This is a genomic window from Dysgonomonas sp. UBA7710 (assembly GCF_002482385.1).
In the GTDB taxonomy this organism is placed as follows: Bacteria; Bacteroidota; Bacteroidia; order Bacteroidales; family Dysgonomonadaceae; genus Dysgonomonas.
On sequence record NZ_DLFW01000015.1, the window covers coordinates 1 to 19,915 of the forward strand.

Genomic DNA, 19,915 nt, shown 5'->3' on the forward strand with positions numbered 1-19,915 from the left:
TGTTTCTTCCGATACAAATAACATAACAGAGCCTTCTTCCTCCGGCTATTATATCTGGGGAGGGACAATCACAGATCTAATAGAACTGGCAATAGCGATTTATAATATTAAACTGATTCGTAAAGCATCCGGTAAACTAATCAGTTTTTCTGAAATCATACAAGGCCTGAAGCTTATTTTCAATGTCAAGATTCCAAAAAATATTTACAGCCGCAAAACTCGCACAATGGAACGTAAAAAAAATCCTTCCTCTATGTTAGAGCGACTGCTTGCCGTTTATAAGAATGAAGTAGACAAATTCTATACGTAAAACACTAAGTTTAATAATCAACTAAATGGTGGTATCTGCGGTGGTAGATACCACTTTTATTGTTTTCGTTTCCGCTAAACTTGCAGAAAAAATTAAAACAAGCAAATAGATGAACGACGATAACAACCTAAAGGATTTCATGCAAAAGTGGTTTGAGCAATTCATGGGACGTTTTGACCGATTGGATAAATTTATGGATATAATGAGTGGACGACATAACGTACTGAACGGTGAACGGCTTTTAGACAATCAAGACTTATGCCAAATGCTGAACGTAAGTAAACGAACATTACAGCGTTACCGCTCGGCTGGAGAACTGACCTATATAACTATCCATCACAAGATATTTTATACAGAGAAAAACGTAGAGAAATTTATTCGTGATCATTTTAAAGATGGTACTGAAGAAGAAATGATAGAAAAGGAATAAATAAAAAGACCGTAGAATTATTTGAATTATTCTTCTACGGTCATCTTCTTTTAGAGTTTCATGCCTCTTTTTTCTTCTTTTGGTGGAGGACTACTACCCACCGATCCAATCACGAACCTGTCCCCCATAACTTCTTTTACTCCTTGCAAAGTATTTGGCATAGAGGCATCTTGAATCGCTGTTGATTTTGGGCTATTCTGAGATTGAACCTGATTCTTTTCAGAAACATTTTCTTGTCCCTCACTTTGCTCGATAGGCTTCAGTGACAACTCTATCTTACGCTCCAAAGCTGTGAGTTCCGTTTTCAAATCTTTCAGGTCATTTTCTTTCGACCACACGCTTTCGACTACTTGCCTGAGAACGGGTACATCCTGCATCCGTTTATCGGTGTCCGTCTGGTATTTTTCCAAAAGTTTGGGCATACTGTCGAGTGCGTTCAGAAAATTTAGCGATGCAGTTTTAGGGTCTGCTGCTAAACTCCCATAGTTGTAATTATAGAGTATCTGCCCCTCACCACGTATGAAAAATCGGTTTTGTATCAGGTCAAAACCATCTTTATTCGTAGTTTCGGATTTTACCAGCAAGTCGAACCCATATAACGAGCCAATTTTCTCGTGTGCCCCATGTGTGCGTGCCTTATCCGAAATCTCATTCAACTTCTTACCGATAGCAACCGAATCGGCAGCTTGAAACCCATCTAATTTTACAGGATTGAGCCGCGAGCCATCGGGAGCAACCTGCACCCTACTATTGAATGCTTCCACATCTTTGGAAATACGATCAATATATCCTTTATTGGATTCTACGGTCTGCATGATGTTCTCTAATTTGTAGCGGCTCGATGATTTGCCCCGAACGAAAGCCTGCTTTTCACTGTCCAAAGCAGCTATCTTCTTTTCAATCCTTGCCTTCTCCAACAATTCAGTATTGCCCGATAAGATAGCTACATATTCAGAAAAGTTCATACCGCTTTTCTCATCCATACTGCCCTCGTCAATGGTTCGAGTACCCAAATTATTGTTTTTAAGCTGCTTAATGAATAACTGTTTGTTGTGGAGCAAGCCAAATTTATACGCATCCAATGATTTTTCTACGGCATATATTTTCACATCTACCTTATTATCAGCATACAGTTTGGCTATTTCATTCCCTTTTCGTATTGCTCTTCCGTCGCGTTGCTCCAGATCGCTTGGTCGCCACGGTGCGTCTAAATGATGAATCGCCACCGCTCGTTTCTGAGCATTCACGCCTGTTCCCAACATTTCGGTAGAGCCGAACATGACGCGGATTTTACCCTCGTTCATATCCTTTATTAGGGCTTTTCGTACCCTCTCGCTGGTGGCTTCCTGAATAAATCTCACCTCGGATGCAGGGATGCCGTAATCCTCCACCAACTTGCGTTTGATCTCGGTGTATGGACTCCACTGCCCCGGCTTATAAGTCCCCAAATCCGAAAATACGAACTGTGTTCCTTTCTGTGCATTGTATTTTTGGTAATAGTCCGCTATCGAAGCGGCACAATGGCTGGCTTTGTTATCTATATGATCGCCATACTTATCGGGATCTATCATCCGCATATCGAGCGACATTTTACGAGCATAGTCGGTTGCTATCAGCATCTTTGCCTTTTCTTCCCGTTCCGATAGTGGTGCACGTCCCAAAAGAGAGGCATCACCTGTTTTGGCAAATTCCATCAGCTTACCGATAAACTCCTGTTGGTCGGGTGTCGGTGGTATATTGTGTAAAATCTCGTTTTTTTCAGGACGATCTATACCAATATCCTGTGCAGTACGGTAATCGGTAATTTCGGAATAGAAAGAAGCCAGTTCCGGTACTTTGATAAAATAGCGGAAACGTTCTTTCTGTACAATCTGATTGGTAACCGAAAACTCGTAATCTTTGGTTTTCTTGGCAAAGATTGCTGCCCACGCATCAAAGGTGTTGACACCCTGCCTTTCCAGCTCTTTGGGACGCAGGTATTTGAATAAAAGATACAATTCTGTTAGTGAATTGGAAATCGTCGTTCCCGACGAGTAAGTAGCCCCCAAGTCCTTACCTGTACGTTCCTGTATGGTACGCAAAGCAAAAAGCATATTGAGTGCCCGTTGCGAACCTTCGGTATTTCCCAAGCCAGCTACACGATCATGACGGGTGGTAAAAGTCAGATTTTTAAATTTGTGAGATTCATCTACGAACAAATGGTCTATACCGATCATCCGAAAATCTGACATATTATCCTTGCGGTTTTCGATTTGGTGGGCTATTCCTTCCAACTTTGTTTCAAGGTTGGCTTTCCGTTTCTCACAACCTTTCAGCATCCCTCTTGAAACTTCCTTACCCTGCGAACGTAGCACTTCGAGGTTTTCCTCCACGCTATCAAGTTCAGCCTGTAAGATACCTCGCTGTATCTCCGGAGATTGTGGTATCATTCCAAACTGTTCGTGTGTTAAAATTACAGCATCCCAATTGTTGTTTTTCATTTCATTAAAAATACGATTGCGGTTCTGCGGTGTAAAATCCTCCTTACCCGGATAGAGTACCTTTGCATCAGGGTATGCCGTACAAAAGGTCTGGGCGATTTCATGGACATTGGCTTTCAGTCCTGTGATAAGCGGTTTATTCACTAATCCGAGCCGTTTCATCTCCATTGCTCCACAACACATAATCAGCGTTTTGCCACCTCCCACTTCATGGTCGATTATACCACCACCGTTCAATTTAAGCATCCAGATGGCATCTTTCTGGCTCTTGTATAAGTCGGGAATACCCAAGCCTTTTAGATCGAGTCCAGGAAAAGTCTGATGTGAACCGTCATATTCGGGACGTACAAAACAATTGAACTTACGGTTATAAAGGTCGGCAAGTCGGTCTTTAAATTCGGGAGTCTGCTCTCTGAGCCATTCCGAAAAGCCGTTACGCATCTCATCTATTTTGGTATTGGCAAGCTGAATCGCTTCTCCGTCCCGTACCTTTGTCTCCTTGCCATCTACTCTGACCGTTTTGGTAATATCGGGAGTCGTGTCGTGCAAGGCATGACGCATCAGGGCAATACCATCAAAGGTGCGACTTTCTCCCTTGACAGCATACTGATCACTGATCTTTGCATTTTTAGTGTTAGAATTTATGCTGAACTCATCCCGGCTCTGTGCATAATGGATATTGACGTCCGTTTCAAAGAGGTGTGAAGCAAAAGCGGCATAGATACCCGTAGGTATCCAACGTTCACCGAAATTGAAATCCAGATCGTCGAAGGCTATCGGCTTGGGTATGGCTTCCTGTAAAACAATCAGGGATTCTTTGGCTGCTTTATGTTCGGGATTGCGTTCAATAAAATTCTGTACCTCATCAGCTTTTGAGATAACATTGCCCGATATAAACTTATCCGCAACTTCATAGCCTCCGACAAGAGGATTGAAGTAAATCTTACCTTTTAACTCATCAAGTATTCCCTCTTGCGTATTGCTTGTTAGAGAAACCATGTAATCCAAATTGACTGCTCCATATTTATTGAGACTAGAGACAAGAGCTTCGTATGCATTATCTACTTTGGAAATCTCATCGGGATTGAAAGCTACGGGACGTTCAAAGATATCAGCCTTTATCGCTTTGCCCTCTCGGTAACGTTCCAAAGAAAGTATTTCTCTCCCTGCGGTATCCATTTTGATGAGGTCGAGATTCTTCGCATCATTCAGATTCCCGAATTTTTGTATAAAATCATCATACAGGCGATTGAGCATCTGCCGTAATGCCAGATTCTCTAGCTGTGTATCGGCTTCATTGTTATACAGATGGTTATAGGTATCGCGTATCTCGATATAGAGTGATGCCCGTTTTTGTTGATTGGGTGATAAGTCCAAAGGATGAAACATAGGTTGATGCCCGTTCATATCCTTCAAATATCCGATACGATTATCTGCATCACTCACCAATGAGCCATCCTTATAATGTTTGGGTAATCCGTTTTCAGGTATTGCCATCGGGATAGGCTTCAACCGTTCCGCCCTTTCCTTTTCCAATCGTTCGGTGCGTTGTTCAGGTGTTTCGGTTATTAGATTTGTTGTCGGACTTTTAGGCTGTGCTCTCTTTTGCTGACTGACGTTAGACTGTGGCACAGGCATACGGCGACGGGAACGTTTAGGCTGTTTAATCTGCGAACGTTCTTCGGCTGAAAATTCAAACAAGTCATAAAGTGTTACAATCGGCTGTTGCTGAATATCAGGGAGCGGTATTTCCTTTTGCTCTATCACTTCTCCCGTGTTCGTATTGACAAACAATCCGCTGGCTTCATCCTTGATGATTGTATCTTTTTTCTCTGTTGTTGGTACAGCTTTCGTTTCTTCTTTTAGAGAATCAATACGTGGTTCCACAACTGCTCTTGTTGCCTGTTCGGAGAGTTCCGCCCATGCTTTGCGATTTCTGGCTTCTCCAAAAGGATGGAAAAGAACTAAATCTTCTTCAATAGGTTCATAAGCCGATTTAGGGCTTAGCTCCACCATATCCGAAACAGATATTTCTTGTATCGGAATTACAGTAGTTTGTTGTTCTTCTAGCTTTTTCGGGGCATGGGACAAGTAGTGCTTCAGATCGAGATTCTGGGAAAAATCTTCATTCAGCATTCGATACAGTGTAGCGGCAATAGCTTCCGTTCCACCGGAGTGAGTAAATTCCATTGCAGGTTTCCCGTAAGGGTCAGTACCTACTTTTACATCGGTCTGTATCACTCTGTCAAAATCTTTGAAGAGGTTATTTACGGATATGCCGTTGGATAACTTGCGGGATTCGATAAAATTCTGCTGTCTTTGGGTCGGTAAAATAGTTGTATTCTTACGTTGCAGGATAATCAGATCGCTACCCACTTCTGTTCCTGCTTCCTCTGTAAACAGGTTATTAGGCAGACGGATCGCGGAAACAACATTGCAGCTATTCATCAGGTGTTCACGAATCGGTTTATTCTGCTCCGAGTTAAGAACTCCCTGCGAAGTAATAAAAGCTATCAATCCTCCCTCACGGGCAGCCATCACACTTTTAGTGAAAAAGTAATTATGGATTGCCTTTGTTGATTGGCTCACTGCGGGTATATCGTGTTTAGAGAGTAAGGGATCAAATACAGCAACATCCCCAAAAGGTATATTGGAGGCTATAACATCATAATGCTGTGCATAACGACCTTGCATTTTCTCATAGCCTGCAATCCGTATTTTATTCTCTGGGTGGAGGTGTGAGAGAATCTTACCCGTCAGCAGGTCTTTTTCAAAGGCTGTTATTTCTGCATCGGGAACGGTTTCTTTGAACGAAGATATAAACGCTCCGGCTCCAGCACTGGGTTCAAGAAATCGTTGAGGTTTGATTCCGCTATTATTTAGAGCAAGTGCCAAGGCATCAATAATGGGTTTTGGCGTATAGAAAGCGGTCAGCACCGAATTTTTAAGTGAACTTACATAGCGTTTGTATTCGGCATCGTCTTTCGCTCCATCCCGTAGGACTTGATGTAATTCGGTTACCAGAGGAAACAAATCATGCTCCGAGGCTTTCCAATATTGTATATCTTCCGGTTTGGCGACGGGATTCAACACGGTTTTTAGCCCTCCGAAACCGGAATAGGCTGCCAATTTTATTTTTTCATCATCGGTAGCCTGCCTTTTCTCTTTATCGAGAGCAAAAGCAATTCGTATTGCCTCGATGTTATCCCGAAGATGGGCCTTTTTATTATAAGCCATTTTCGAGTAGTATTTGTATTTCGCCAGTCAATTCCGTGTAAAACTGATTGTACTGTGGTGTATCGGCGAAATCATCAGACAAGCTGTATTTCTGAATTGTACCAACAAGACGGGGTAAAAGCTCCATTGCTATGCCTTCGGCTTGTGAAGGGTTTACTTCCTCTGAAAATTCTTCCCAAAGGATAGTTACAAGGGTTCGATAGCTGGAGAAGTGCAAGCCTTGATATAAGACCTTTGAAGAGTATTCTTCTGCATAATCATGGGTATGACCTTCTTTTATAGCTTGGCTATACGTCTCTGCTGCGGCATCACCACGTACAGCAATAAAGTCATGGTCAGTTGCTTTGTCGGGGTGTGTATCACGTAGGTAGGATAATAGGGATAGTCGGAAATAGGACAGTTCTGTAACTGTCGTCTTTGGTTTTGTCTCCATATCATTGATTTTTTAGTGGGGTCGAAGCCCCTTTTGTTATTGCTTTTGTGAGAGTAGATATACCAATAGACTAGACCTAATGATATACCATAAAGCATTTTCTTTAGCTTATAGTTTGGGAAAGAAAAAGGCATCCGGAGCTAAGCCCCGGATGCCACCACTAAAAAATCAATGTTAAACGACTATTCCGAATCGTAGAACAAAGACCTTTCAGTGGCAAATATAGTGAAATTATTATTTCAATGGTCGCTTCTTTCTTGGTGTCATTGTGTATCCAATCACTTATATTTAAATTTGTCTGATTAATTGAACCGTAATATCAATAAGCAATTGCCATGTCCTTACCTGATGTCCGAATAGATAAATTGAAAGAATCTGAATATGAAGAGGTCGCTACTATTTTAGTAGATGCTTTTGAATCGAATCTGGCTTATGCTTCAATCTTTGTTAATAAGGATAGATTGCGAGACGGATTATTCTGGTTGTTCAAGACCAATCTATACCTGCTAAACAGAAGACAAGCTGTGACAAAAGTTGTTAGAATGAAAAATTCAAAGGAAATAATAGGAGTATTTAGCTTATTACCTCCCAATGGAGTAAAATCTGAACTTCGCGATTATTTCAAGATCGGATTACCCCAATTTATTATGAATTTTGGATTCTCTGCTTTACGCACAATGCTTAAGATGGATTCTCTCAATAAACAGCTTCTGACAAATGCCATCGGAACCAATGACTATTATTATTTGTCGATGGTTGTCGTAAAAGACAGCTATCAGGGCTCTGGAATTGGTTCTTATATGATTGACGATTGCTTACAAAAATTGAGATCTATAAATCGAATATGCCATATTGTTGGTTTAACAACCCAACTTACGGAAAACGTCACTTTTTATACCCGATTAGGATTCCAGAAATTGGATGAAGGTGAGATTCAACTGAAGAAGGGCTGTTATTACAACTATAATATGAAATTGGATCTATAATTTACTTCGAACGTTTCTTTTTGCCGTCACCTTTGCGTGGTGGAAATTCAAAGACTGTTTTGTAGTCCACATCAAATTTTACGATGGCATCAAAGGTACTTCCGGTCTTAGAGCTTACGAAACCTTTTATTAGTGCGGTTTTTCCGTTCATCAAAAGATCATTGAGTTGTCCGTCCGTCAATTCTTTTTTGGCAATGGAGCGGAATACGATCAGTCCACAACTTTCATCTTTACATTTTACCACTTTGGGATAAAATACCATCTGTCCGTTTTTACATTTTGGGCAAGGACAAGTATTGTGATTATCCGTGCGTTCAATGGTGGTAGAAAGCAGCTCCGTAGTTATCTGCGAGGCATAGACTTCTATTCCCTTGTGAAATGTAGCCGCATCCATCTTGCCTAAAGCAATTTTATTGAGGGCTTCCTCCCATTGACCTGTCATCGCTACATCGGCTATCTTTTTGTCCTTTACTGCCAGATAGACTACCAATCCTTTGTTGGTCGGAACAAGAGACTTTTTCTCTCTGACGATGTACTCACGGGAAAATAGTGTTTCGATAATGGATGCACGGGTGGCAGGTGTTCCGATACCGCATTCCTTCATCGCTTCACGTTGCTGTTCGTCCTCTACTTCTTTGCCTGCGGATTCCATCGAACTAAGCAAACTTGCCTCCGTATGCAATGGACGGGGTTTGGTCTGCTTTTCTTGAATCTCGCAATCACGAACAGAAAGATTATCTCCCTCCAGAAGAACAGGTAAAGTGGTGGAATCCTCTTCATCGTTTGGCTCGTCTTTAGCATCAAATACCGCCCTCCAGCCGGGGACGAGTGTAACGCTTCCTTTGCAGGAAAAGTGTACGCCATCGGCATCAAGTGATACGGTGGTGTTCTCTTTGATGCAACGTTCGCCAAAGGCTTCGAGCATACGTCCGGCAACCATATCGTAGATAAGCTGTTCGTCTTTGGATAAATTACTTGCTGATTCTTCTGTAATAATCAGCGCATGGTGGTCGGTCACTTTCTTATCGTCCACCGAACGGGTATTGAGCGTAGTGTCGAATCTGCCGTCTATGTATTTTCCGAAAAGAGAGTGTGCCCGCAGCGTAGCGATCAGGTGCGGTATTTCCTCCAGCACATCCTCGGAAATATAACGGCTGCCCGTTCGGGGATAGGAAATTTTCTTCGCTTCATACAGATTTTGTGCTATCGTCAGCGTCTTATCTGCCGAAAAACCATGCTCGCTGTTGGCTTCCTTTTGAAGTGTGGTAAGGTCGTACAGCAAAGGTGGTTCCTGCTTGACCTCCTTACGTTCTACGGCTGTAACCTGTATAGCTCCTGCGGCTTTTACCTTTGCTGTAATATCTTCAGCCTGACTTTTAACATCAAATTTATCTACAGAATGGGCACAAAACGATGTTGTATCTTTTTCTATCTGTAATTTCAAACGAAAATAGGTCTGTGGCTTGAAATCTTTATTTTCCAGATACCGACTACAAATAATCGCCAGTGTCGGAGTTTGTACTCTACCAAGTGACCAAACACCGTATCCTGCGGAGATTGAAAGAGCCTGACTGCTATTGATGCCGACAAGCCAATCAGCGGTACTGCGGGCTTTGGCAGAAGCATACAGATTGTCGTAATCTGCTCCGGGGCGAAGGGTTTTAAAGCCGTCTTTGATGGCTCGGTCTGTTAGTGAACTGATCCAAAGTCTTTCAAACGGAAGGGTGCATCCTATATATTCATATATATAGCGGAATATGAGCTCCCCTTCTCGTCCGGCATCGGTTGCCACAATTATAGATTCTCCACGATGGAATAACTCGCGGATAACCTTTAGTTGTTTCATCACACCGGGATCATTCTTATACTCTTTACTCTCTTTGACTTGTCGGGGCAAGAGTTTAAATTCTTTAGGAAGTATCGGCAGGTTCTCTTTCTGAAATCCTGTAATACCATAATATTCCGGCATGGCGAGTCCTACCAGATGTCCGAATGCCCATGTAACGGTATATCCGTTACCTTCTATATAGCCTTCTTTTTTATTGTTTGCTCCGACTATGGCTGCTATACTTTTTGCCACAGAGGGTTTTTCTGCTATTATTATTTTCATTTTAACATTGATTTTTTAGTGGTTGGGGTCGCAGACCCTTTTATTATTTTACATTTCTACATTTTACGACCTTTACTTTTCTTGGGAGCAGCAAGAGATTGTTTTTGTTCCTGTTGCTGCTTTTGCTCTTTCTTTTCGACTAGCTTAGCTGTGGGCTGTGTCTGACCTTGTTTTAGCGGCTCTTTGGAATATTTGGTTGCCTCGTTAGTCTTGCCCTCATTATTGACTGCTACTTGTGTTTTGCTCTCGACAGCAGGAGTCACTTTCTGAAAATCCTTGGCAGCTTGTTTCGCTTCGATGGCTCGCACCTGATCGGGATGTTTCGAAGTATGGCGAACTTTATCTCTGTTTTCGTCAACCCATACCCATGCATTGTACTTCTGCCCTTTCTGGTCGGTAGCTTCGACTTTCTGTGCTCCCGAAGGATCAGCTTGTTGTTGTTTCGGACGGGATTGCATGCCCTCAACAAAGATTGGTTCTTTGTTACACAGCTTGGTAAATTCTTCTTTACTAAGCTGTACGCCTCCTTGTTTGGAATAAATCCAGACTTCGTCCATCTTGCGGGCTTTGGGTAGCGGTTTTTCCTGTCCTTGCCCCTGTTTGGCTTGTCGCTGCTCCTTGTGTTGCTGGCGTTGTTCGTCACTGAACTTAAAATCAAAGTTCTTATTGACTGCATTGAACTGCACAAAACGATCTATCTTCTGTGGTTCTTCTCCGGGCTTTACCTTTTTATCCATACCCTCTACCCATACTGCTTTACCTTCTCTCAATCCTTGTTGTTGTTCGGGAGAGAGTGGAGCATTTTTCAAAGTCTGCGGAATATTGATTTCGGAGAGAGGTACGGCTTCAAGTCGATTCGTTATTTTATCGAGAGATACAAGCGATGGAATTTTCTCACCTCCGGCTACGGGTTCAAGTTCATAGACTCGTGCCCCATGCCCTGTCTTTTGAAGTTGCTCTTTGTCCTGCTCGGAAAAGGTTATTCCCATAAATGGTTTGTCAAAATCGGGCTGCTCCTGCTTGGGATGGGTTACTAGCTTAATACTACCATCCTGTTGCGGTTCCAATGATAAACGAGCCTGCATTGGGAACTCATTGCCGTCAATAGTCGGTTTAATATCGACCAATCCCGGAGACTTGTGTCCGTAAACCATCGCTTTGAGAGCATCTTGCAACTTGTCACCCGAAAGGCCCAGCTTCTCAGTCTCTTTCCAATTGAGTTTATTGAGATCTAAAGGTTGAAACTGACCTGTAAGCTCAATATGTATCTTTACCTTACCATCAAATTTAAGGCGATACGGATCGAGGGCTTTGTCGGTGTGGTCGATACGGATAAGTTTGTCGAGAAAAGCCGCTATTTTATCTACGGCTGACATCCCGACGGCATAAACACCTGTATGTGACGGGTGATTGAACTGTGCCGACATCTTCTTGAAGAAATTCTCTAGAAAGTTGCTGTTGGTATCAACTTTCAAAAACTGGTCGACATTCTCTTTGGTGGGTTCAACGGTTTTGAGTTTACCGTCCTGCTCCCCTGTGATGACTTTTAGCTTGCCATCTTCGCCTTGAGTCAGTAAGACCTTCGGCTCTTCGGATTTTACTTTGTTTTGATCCATAATAAATGATGTTTTTATTCTGCATTACTATTAATGCAAAGCGAAAATACATCTTACTAATGGACTGATTGCAAGGTTTTAAAGAGGTGGGCGCTTGTGTCTGGGCTTGTCTGTAGATGGTTTGAAAAGGATAAGACTGTATCTAAATATTAAATCATATATTCCTATAAAATCACTATTAGATATTTTATGAAATGAAATAGAATCCAATAGAGGTATCATATTATAAATCATAACTATTAAATAAATTTTTATTATTTTTGTACAACATCAGTAGTTTTAGAAATAAAATATTATGAGTAACACAGATTCTAACTATTTGTTTTCTGCAAAAGGACAGATGTATGGTTATCTATATCAGATAGATAGAGCATTGTTGTGGCTTAGCAGATGTCCTGAAGGCTCAATTATTTCAATCGAAACAGATGATGATGTAGTTGTTCGCCTCAGAAATGAGGAAAGCATCGAAACAATATATGAACAAGATAAAGCCAGTGTAAAGAAAAGGTATCCCTTTTCAGATACCAATGTAAATCTATGGAAATCATTATCCAACTGGTTGACTTTAATAGAAACTCAACAAATAAATGTTGAGAATTCTAAGTTTCTTTTAGCTACAAATGTTTCCAGCAAATCTAGCTGCATAATCAAAACTATTTCCATATATAATGCGGATGAAGCTATTTATGAAAAAGCATATTGTGATTTAATAAAAATTGCGACTACAACAAAAAGGTCTCTACTAAAGCCTTACTTCGCAAAATTTATTGAATCAGACAAGTCCGTTGTAATGTCCCTGTTGAGAAGAGTCGAATTGTGCGAATGTCCCAATGGTTACGATAGGAAAATATTTTTAGAACAAATAATTCAAGGCTTACATTTGAATGATGGAGAAACACCACATTACGAAATACTTAAAATGCTGTATGGTTGGATCATAAATACCTGTATGGAGTTGTGGCTAAATGGGACTAATGCTTATTTTGACCCTAAAACTCTTTGGAGTAAGAGAGATTTCTTAAAACAGCAATTTGCTCAAAAGCCGTTTATAGAAAAAGCAGCTGATTTAATTCCAATATCACAAATAGACCAAGATAAAGAACAGGGTAGTTTGTTTGTAAAACAGTTGGACTTGATTTTGGTGCAAGATGATGAAAAACTAAAAGCAATACAAGATTTCCTACGAGCTAAACGAGCTAAACATAACTATGCAGTAAGTGCCAATATAACTAAGCAACATTTGGATGAATATGAAAGTGGTTTAAAGGAAATTTGGCAACAGAATTTCTGGAGGCATCGAAGATTAAATAAAAATGAACCGACAGAAGTTGGTTATACAATATACTCTGATACTGTTCTACATAAGGGTAGACTTGCGGGAATAGAGCCTGCCTATTCTTATTTAAGCAATGGTACTTACCATGAACTAGCAAATAAACGTTTTATAGGTTGGCACCCTGATTGGGAAGAATTAACAAAATAGAATATGAAACAAAATATAGAAATCAATGAGTTTGTCATATTACAAAATCCCATTATTGGGAGTCATATTCTACAAGAATTTTCAAAGCGATATTATTCAGAGAAAAATGAGGGGATTAAACTACCTTTCCTTTTTATAGTATTGCCCATAGTATTTTCAAAAGAATACTCTAATGATATCTCAACTAAGAATTTCAAGATAGGAAGCATGCTAAAGTGCTTAAATAATGAGAATTTGTATTGGGATACTTTACAACAAAGAATGTCTGATTTCTCAGATATAACTTTTCAATCATTAAATATTGCTTTTGCAACATCACTTTTATTTTATGATAATCTAAGCGCCAGTGTTGTTCCTAATAATTCGAAATCTTTTAAACCAACAGATAAAAAAGACTACGATAAAATGATAAAAACAGCGCATAGATTAGGGTATTGGTTCGGGGCACTTAAAGACGAAGAAATTTGTTCATATCTCAATATATCTTTTTAACATGGACTTCAAAATCAGAAAAATAATATTATGGCCTAAAAACCAAGAAATGGCGATACGGATAATTCCGTTTAAGAGAGATTTCGTTAACGTTATTTCAGGAGATAATGCAAGAGGAAAATCAGCAATAATATCAATCATAGACTATTGTTTGGCAAGTAGTAAGTGTAGTATTCCTATTGGTCTGATTCGAAATCTCACCAGTTGGTTTGGGATTGTAGTCTCATATGGAGAGGAAGAAATACTTTTAGCAAGAGAGGAGCCTGGCGTTGAAGTTGTATCGAATAATATGTATATTAAGCGTGGGAAAAAAATTACGATTCCAGAGCAAATTAAAGAAGAAAATGCCAATTACAGAGATATCATAAATGAACTCAATAAATTGTCTCAATTAGCGAAGTTTGATTTAGGCGAAAAAGGGATTTCACAGCCTGCCAGTATTAGAGACTTAATTTCATTAAATTTTCAACCTCAACATTTAGTTGCTAATCCTTACGCCCTTTTTTATAAAGCGGATACATATCAAAACCGAGAAAAACTAATTACTATTTTTCCTTATATATTAGGGGTTTTAGATGACGAATTGCTTGGACTCAAAGAAGAATTAAAAGATTTAAAAAGTAGAGAAAAAACCTTAGGTCGAGAATTAGAACAAAGAAAAAGCATTGCTAACAATTGGCTAAGTGAAGTTAAAAGTTACTATGCCATAGCGTTCGAATTTGGACTAATTGGCGAAGGCTTAAATGATAATAATACTTGGTTGCCCAAAGACTATATTATTTATCTTAGACAAGCATTAACAAAAATAGATAGAAATATTATTCCCTTGATTAAGGTCGGGGCATCAACTAAAATAAGCCAAAGGCTTGCTGAGTTAGATGAAAAAGAATTTCAAGTAGCTGCTCAGATACAAGAGAAGAAAGAAAAGTTATACCTTATTCAAAGTGTAAAAACGAGCAATATAGATTACGGAAATGACATCCTGGTACAAAATTCCCGATTGGAGGCTGTTAGCTGGTTGAAATTGAATATTAATAATAAACATCATTGTCCTTTTTGCGGAAGTAAAGACACCTCAGCAAAAGAGTATATTGATAACTTCTATATGCTTAGCAATGAATTAGGCAGCTTGTCAAGAAAAGTGGCTGATAGTCATAGAGTTTTTAATAAGGAAATTGCGACCATAAATTCTGATCTGAATAGATTGGAAGGAGAAATTAATGAAATTAGAACAGAGAAACAAATTCTGTCACAAGAAAATGAAGAATATCAGAAACATCATCAAGTTCTAAATTCAATATTCAGATTTGGCGGAAAACTTGAAGAATCGCTCAAAAACTACGATAAAATTTCAGAAAGTGGAGATTTGGAGAACGAATTGGAAAAGATAAAAAAACGAATTTTTGAAATTAATAAACTATTAAATCAAGATGTTTTAGAAAGGAAACAAAAAGGTATTTTAAATCAGATTAGTGAAAGTATAAAGTACTATGCTAAGATATTTGAAGCTGAATATTGTAATGATGATATTCAATTAAACATAGAAAATTTGACATTGAAATTTGTCTCTGGAAATCGTGAGGATTTTTTGTGGGAGATTGGGAGTGGTCACAACTTTATGTCTTATCATATTTCAACGATATTGGCTATTCATGAATATTTGCTGACATTAGCAGATAAAAACAAAGTGCCAAGTTTCATCATTTTCGATCAACCATCACAAGTCTATTTCCCTGAGTTGAAGAAGGATAAATTAAGTGAAGACCAAGCCGTTATTAAAGTTAAGCGAATATTTAAAGTTCTTTCAGAATTTAAAAATCGTACAGAATCAAAGATTCAGATTGTAATTATAGAACATGCCGGTGAACCAACTTGGAAAGAGTATTCAAAAGATATTAAACTTATTAAAGATTGGCATGGGCATTCTGAAGATTGTGCATTGATTCCTCAAATCTGGATTGAAACAGGAATATAAACCTATAGGATACATGGATAACATATTTCAATATAAATTATCAAAAAATCAGAAAGATGAAATAGCCCAAAATCTAATTGATATTTTACAGAAAGATTCGGCGATAACTAAGCATACCAGAGGGTTTATTATTAATTGGTGTCGTACCGATGCTTCTGAAAAAAGAAAAGCCTTTTTCGATGTGTGGGATATGGTTTTAAAGAACTATCTGCCTTCAACAAGACCAATTTTATTCCGGGCGTGTGAGAGGATAGGGAAAAATGCTAAAATAGCAAGTTTTACCGGACGATTGGAATGTGCAAAAAGATTCAATAGAGGTAAGGGTTCATTAATCGTATGTGATACGAAAGAAATACTCTTATTTGAAGAGAAATACTATAAACAGGGAGAATATAAACACACATTTTATCCTCTTGTGAATCTTTTAGAAAAAGCAAAAGCTTCTGGAGGTTGTGGATTTACCGAAAGATTCTTAGATGAGTTTATGGGCGAAGATGAATATATTATGCGAATTGATTTAGGTAATATGCACTGCTTTAAATGGATAAAAAATGACCTATAAAAGGTATTCTTAATAATTATTGATATTTATATGCGTTTCGCACTGATAAACGATAAACCTACGGAAGCTATGCCCGGTCTTGTGGATGCGGTGTGTCCAGGATGTGGAGCATCGGTTATTGCAAAATGCGGTACTCAAAAAATACATCATTGGGCTCATAAAAATATAAGAATGTGCGATAGCTGATGGGAAACCGAAACCGAATGGCATCGTGTATGGAAGAATAAATTCCCTTTTGAATGGCAGGAAATATTCTTGCTTGATGAACAAACTAGAGAGAAGCATATAGCGGATGTACGAACTGAACTCGGACTGGTAATTGAGTTTCAACATTCTTTCATAAATCCTGATGAACGTACTTCCCGCGAAAAGTTTTATAGAAATATGGTCTGGATTGTCGACGGAACGCGCTTAACACGAGATTATTCGCGATTTATCAAAGGGGGTAAATTTGGTTCAATAGAATTGAAACCGGGTATAAGGAAAGCCGAATTTGGATATGAGTTTTTTCCTAGCAACTGGCTGAAAAGTTCGGTTCCAGTAGTGTTCGACTTTCTTGGCCTCGACAATGCCACCAGTGCCGATCCTATTCGCAGAACCCTTTATTGCCTATTTCCGAGCCATGACGAATATAATGCTGTATATGCGGAAATACCACGAGAGGTGTTTATTAAAACCGCTCTTAACGGAGAATGGAGCGAGCGGGTTACTGCATTTATGGATGAAATGGAGCAGGAATATATCGAAGAGCAAAAACAAAGGCAACGAAATATGCAGCAACCTATATATTATAGGAGAAAGAGGTTTATTTATCCAGCTAAAGCATATCGTAAAAAATCGCGTAGATAATATTTAGAGCCTTATCCAAGCTGCGACTCTATACTTTTTACTCCTCCTTTGGCAACAAGTGACAAAGCTCCGGATCATCCTTTATTCTTTGTAGTTCCTCAACTACAATCTGTTTAGCTTCGGCTTTGATGCGATCATAGTTTTCCTTTATCATTTCCTTCATGCGGTCTACACCATTCTCATCTACAAAGTTGGTGATAATAGGTATCTTCTTGTATTCCTTTGTTTCGGCTGAAACCCGCTCGTTATCTACCACAATTTCGCAGTGAAAAATCTTTTGCTCTATCCGCTCGTCGAAGTTATCCGCTATCGCACCCACAAACATACCCTGTGTCAGATTGGATATTTTGGATGCTGGTATCAAGCTATCCATTTGGGTGGAAATGGAAGTCGATTTATCATTGCGATTGATGGTCATAGACTGGCGTTTCTGTAATACTTTACCAAAACGGTCAGATAAGGTCTTCGCTGTGTCTCCGACTACCTGCCCCGAAAATATATTACCTACTGTGTTCATCACGACGGCAGCTTCTTTGTCTCCATAGTCACGCTTTAGCTGCGAAAAGTCTTGAAAACCTAACAATACAGCAACCTTGTTGCTTCGGGCGGTGGCTATCAAGTTATCCAACCCTTTGAAATAAATTGTCGGTAACTCATCAATAATAACCGATGATTTGAGTTGTCCCTTCTTATTTATCAGCTTCACAATACGGCTGTTATACAATCCGAGTGCCGCTCCGTATATATTTTGTCGGTCAGGATTGTTGCCTACTGCCAATATTTTCGGGTCATCGGGATTGTTGATATCTAAGGTAAATTCATCGCCCGACATCACCCAATATAATTGCGGACTAATCATACGAGAAAGAGGTATTTTAGCACTCGCAATCTGCCCCTGAAGCTGGTCAGCAGCTCCAGATTTCCACGCATCCATAAAGGGAGAAAGGTAGTTTTCGAGGTCTGGGTACGAAGTCAGAATCGGAAAAATATCTTCATAACTTTTGTTCAAAAATTCTATGGCATGAGGAAAAGTACAGTATTTACCATCCTTGTAGATTCGCAAATACCATATAATGGCAGCAAAAAGGATAATCGGAGATTCTACAAAGAAGTCTCCTTGTTTTTGCACCCACGTCCGGTTCAAATTTAACATTATGGTGTATGCACTCTCATAAGCATCTGAAATATCATCCATAAATGACGGGTTAATTGGATTGCAACGGTGGCTACGACTTGGATCATCAAAGTTTATCACATAAAAGGTCGGTACTTTCTTATAACCTTCTCTATTGTTTAACAGATGGTTATAAGCAATAGTCGAAAGGTCTGGAAACTTGAAATCGTAAATATAGCCCGTATAGCCTTTCTCAATCTGCTGTTTGATGAACTGATTTACAACGGCGTATGACTTACCCGAACCAGGAGTACCCAACACAATAGCCGCACGAAACGGGTTTACTACGTTTATCCAACCTTTCCACTGCTTTTTTTTGTACCAAAACTTTGTGGGCAGGTTTATCGAATAATCATTTACCATCAACTTGGTTTCCTGCATAAACGATTCGTTTTCGTTATTGAACGGATCGTCCATCAGATTGTTTTTGAGTAAGCGACTCATCCATGTACCCGCCATCAAAAGCAATATATATCCTACTGCAATGGTAAAAATATAAAAGCCTGCATTGGCTATTTTGGGAAGAGGCAGATAAAGAAGCCACCAGTTCAGAAAGAAAAATACAAAACCAAAAATAAGACATACATAGATATGATTCCATGTAATCTTTTCCTCCTTCACTCCCTTTGTCCCCAAACAGGACAGGGCAAGGAATACCACGGCAAAGATTTTCGTCCACAATATAGAATTGAACAAACCTGCGGTACGGTTAAAATTCATTAGAATTTTATCTACTACCCCGATATTAATTCCCCACTCGTGTATTGCCTGATAACAGAACCAATAAATATTCATCAGAACGAACAAAATACTGATCGCCCTCATAAACTCCATGACTTTGGCAAGCCCTCTCAAATCATCTTTTTGTGACATAATGTTGTTAGATTGTTTATAATTCATTAAAAATGCGAATGTAAGTAGATGGTTACGATATTATGTATAATTTTGAGGAGCTGGTAGCTTGTGGCTGAGGATGTCTGGTATTATAAATAAATTTGCTTATACAAATGCTAATCCATAAATTGGGATATAAATTATGAATACTGATTTTGTAAACTTAACGACTGAAAATCTAGCCGCTGTATTATACGCAGTAAAAAGCTTCACCCGGGTATTGAAGCAAAACGACAATGGCTTTCTGCACGTCTAAGTGAAGGTCATGTTTTTAGAAAACTAAACGAAAAGTCTACAGTTTTTATAGAGTATGCACCTCTAGAAACAGCTTGGGTTCCCATAATTGGCAATAATTATTACTATATATATTGCTTATGGGTCTTGGGTGAGTATAAAGGCAAAGGATATGGTAAATCGTTAATAGAGTATTGTATCACTGATGCCAAAGAAAAAGGGAAATCTGGTATTTGTATGCTTGGGGCAACAAAGCAAAAAGCTTGGCTTTCTGACCAATCATTTGCAAAGAGTGTCGGCTTTGAAGTTGTTGATACTACTGATTATGAATATCAATTACTTGCACTTTCTTTTGATGGTACAAAACCACAGTTCTTTAGAAATGCTAAGAACTCAAAAATAGAAAGCAATGAACTAACAATCTATTACAGTATACAATGCCCCTTTATCCATCAAAATATTGAGATAATAAAACAGTATTGTGAAACACACGATATTCCAATTGTTATAATTCCGCTAGATACACTACAAAAAGCAAAAGAATTACCTAGTGTCTTTAATAATTATGCTGTATTCTATAAAGGTAATTTTAAAACCGTAAATTTGATAGATATTGCTTATATAAAGAGAATACTCAAACAATGAATCAT

Annotated in this window: 14 protein-coding genes and 1 pseudogene; 10 read left to right on the plus strand and 5 right to left on the minus strand. The window is 39.2% G+C overall.

The genetic code is table 11. The annotated features are described in order from the left end of the window. Both B3317_RS05000 and B3317_RS05005 read left to right on the plus strand, forming a co-directional pair. Nucleotides 1–310: RteC domain-containing protein (locus tag B3317_RS05000; protein ID WP_291109239.1), on the plus strand; the 310-nt coding region annotated here is incomplete at its 5' end. Nucleotides 311–419: 109 nt separating this feature from the next. Beyond that, nucleotides 420–740: a helix-turn-helix domain-containing protein gene (locus B3317_RS05005; protein WP_006798317.1), complete on the plus strand. Its 321-nt coding sequence runs from the start codon at nucleotides 420–422 to the stop codon at nucleotides 738–740. A 50-nt stretch (nucleotides 741–790) separates the two neighbouring features. Here B3317_RS05005 and B3317_RS05010 read toward each other — a convergent pair whose 3' ends face one another. Beyond that, nucleotides 791–6,457 carry an N-6 DNA methylase gene (locus B3317_RS05010; RefSeq protein ID WP_291109242.1) on the minus strand — a complete coding sequence of 1,889 codons (5,667 nt, stop codon included), beginning with the start codon at nucleotides 6,455–6,457 and terminating at the stop codon, nucleotides 791–793. After that, complete coding sequence (locus B3317_RS05015) at nucleotides 6,447–6,890, minus strand: DUF1896 family protein (protein WP_291109244.1); 444 nt, start codon at nucleotides 6,888–6,890, stop codon at nucleotides 6,447–6,449. The genes B3317_RS05010 and B3317_RS05015 overlap by 11 nt, the downstream gene beginning before the upstream one ends. Nucleotides 6,891–7,225: 335 nt before the next feature. On the opposite strand from B3317_RS05015, the gene B3317_RS05020 reads away from it, so the two are divergent. Continuing rightward, the gene (locus B3317_RS05020; protein WP_291109246.1) at nucleotides 7,226–7,876 is read left to right on the plus strand and encodes a GNAT family N-acetyltransferase; all 651 of its coding nucleotides are present in this window, start codon (nucleotides 7,226–7,228) and stop codon (nucleotides 7,874–7,876) included. Nucleotide 7,877: 1 nt separating this feature from the next. On the opposite strand, the gene B3317_RS05025 is transcribed toward B3317_RS05020, so the two are convergent. Next, the gene (locus tag B3317_RS05025; RefSeq protein WP_291109249.1) at nucleotides 7,878–9,986 is read right to left on the minus strand and encodes a type IA DNA topoisomerase; all 2,109 of its coding nucleotides are present in this window, start codon (nucleotides 9,984–9,986) and stop codon (nucleotides 7,878–7,880) included. Between the two features lie 56 nt (nucleotides 9,987–10,042). Beyond that, a complete protein-coding gene (locus tag B3317_RS05030; RefSeq protein WP_291109251.1) occupies nucleotides 10,043–11,602 on the minus strand; it encodes a DUF3945 domain-containing protein in 1,560 nt (519 codons plus the stop codon). Between the two features lie 295 nt (nucleotides 11,603–11,897). Between B3317_RS05030 and B3317_RS05035 the strand changes: the two genes are divergently transcribed. The 6 genes from B3317_RS05035 to B3317_RS05060 all read left to right on the plus strand — a co-directional run bounded on the left by B3317_RS05035 (nucleotide 11,898) and on the right by B3317_RS05060 (nucleotide 16,963). Then, nucleotides 11,898–13,085 (plus strand): ABC-three component system protein, encoded by a 1,188-nt coding sequence (locus B3317_RS05035; RefSeq protein ID WP_291109253.1) that lies wholly within the window; start codon nucleotides 11,898–11,900, stop codon nucleotides 13,083–13,085. A gap of 3 nt (nucleotides 13,086–13,088) precedes the next feature. Then, nucleotides 13,089–13,577 (plus strand): three component ABC system middle component, encoded by a 489-nt coding sequence (locus tag B3317_RS05040; protein ID WP_291109255.1) that lies wholly within the window; start codon nucleotides 13,089–13,091, stop codon nucleotides 13,575–13,577. A gap of 1 nt (nucleotide 13,578) precedes the next feature. Next, entirely contained in the window at nucleotides 13,579–15,552 is a 1,974-nt protein-coding gene (locus B3317_RS05045; RefSeq protein WP_291109257.1) for a DUF3732 domain-containing protein, read from the plus strand. A 13-nt stretch (nucleotides 15,553–15,565) separates the two neighbouring features. Next, entirely contained in the window at nucleotides 15,566–16,114 is a 549-nt protein-coding gene (locus tag B3317_RS05050) for a hypothetical protein (protein WP_291109259.1), read from the plus strand. A 69-nt stretch (nucleotides 16,115–16,183) separates the two neighbouring features. Further along, nucleotides 16,184–16,300 (plus strand): competence protein CoiA family protein, encoded by a 117-nt coding sequence (locus B3317_RS18210; RefSeq protein WP_414647449.1) that lies wholly within the window; start codon nucleotides 16,184–16,186, stop codon nucleotides 16,298–16,300. 198 nt (nucleotides 16,301–16,498) lie between these two features. Further along, entirely contained in the window at nucleotides 16,499–16,963 is a 465-nt protein-coding gene (locus B3317_RS05060; RefSeq protein WP_291109263.1) for a hypothetical protein, read from the plus strand. A gap of 37 nt (nucleotides 16,964–17,000) precedes the next feature. Here the strand turns inward: B3317_RS05060 and mobC are convergent, their stop codons facing one another. Then, entirely contained in the window at nucleotides 17,001–19,010 is a 2,010-nt protein-coding gene (mobC, locus tag B3317_RS05065; protein ID WP_291109265.1) for a conjugal transfer protein MobC, read from the minus strand. A 163-nt stretch (nucleotides 19,011–19,173) separates the two neighbouring features. On the opposite strand from mobC, the pseudogene B3317_RS05070 reads away from it, so the two are divergent. After that, nucleotides 19,174–19,910, plus strand: a pseudogene (locus B3317_RS05070) (GNAT family N-acetyltransferase). Nucleotides 19,911–19,915: the final 5 nt, after the last annotated feature.

What these genes read in the sequence shown, in the direction of transcription:
- B3317_RS05040 (WP_291109255.1), top strand. Translation starts at nt 13,089, where the DNA reads ATGAAACAAAATATAGAAATCAATGAGTTTGTCATATTACAAAATCCC.
- B3317_RS05045 (WP_291109257.1), top strand. Translation starts at nt 13,579, where the DNA reads ATGGACTTCAAAATCAGAAAAATAATATTATGGCCTAAAAACCAAGAA.
- B3317_RS05060 (WP_291109263.1), top strand. Translation starts at nt 16,499, where the DNA reads ATGGTCTGGATTGTCGACGGAACGCGCTTAACACGAGATTATTCGCGA.
- mobC (WP_291109265.1), bottom strand. Translation starts at nt 19,010, where the DNA reads ATGTCACAAAAAGATGATTTGAGAGGGCTTGCCAAAGTCATGGAGTTT.
- B3317_RS05020 (WP_291109246.1), top strand. Translation starts at nt 7,226, where the DNA reads ATGTCCTTACCTGATGTCCGAATAGATAAATTGAAAGAATCTGAATAT.
- B3317_RS05010 (WP_291109242.1), bottom strand. Translation starts at nt 6,457, where the DNA reads ATGGCTTATAATAAAAAGGCCCATCTTCGGGATAACATCGAGGCAATA.
- B3317_RS18210 (WP_414647449.1), top strand. Translation starts at nt 16,184, where the DNA reads ATGCCCGGTCTTGTGGATGCGGTGTGTCCAGGATGTGGAGCATCGGTT.
- B3317_RS05030 (WP_291109251.1), bottom strand. Translation starts at nt 11,602, where the DNA reads ATGGATCAAAACAAAGTAAAATCCGAAGAGCCGAAGGTCTTACTGACT.
- B3317_RS05005 (WP_006798317.1), top strand. Translation starts at nt 420, where the DNA reads ATGAACGACGATAACAACCTAAAGGATTTCATGCAAAAGTGGTTTGAG.
- B3317_RS05035 (WP_291109253.1), top strand. Translation starts at nt 11,898, where the DNA reads ATGAGTAACACAGATTCTAACTATTTGTTTTCTGCAAAAGGACAGATG.
- B3317_RS05015 (WP_291109244.1), bottom strand. Translation starts at nt 6,890, where the DNA reads ATGGAGACAAAACCAAAGACGACAGTTACAGAACTGTCCTATTTCCGA.
- B3317_RS05050 (WP_291109259.1), top strand. Translation starts at nt 15,566, where the DNA reads ATGGATAACATATTTCAATATAAATTATCAAAAAATCAGAAAGATGAA.
- B3317_RS05025 (WP_291109249.1), bottom strand. Translation starts at nt 9,986, where the DNA reads ATGAAAATAATAATAGCAGAAAAACCCTCTGTGGCAAAAAGTATAGCA.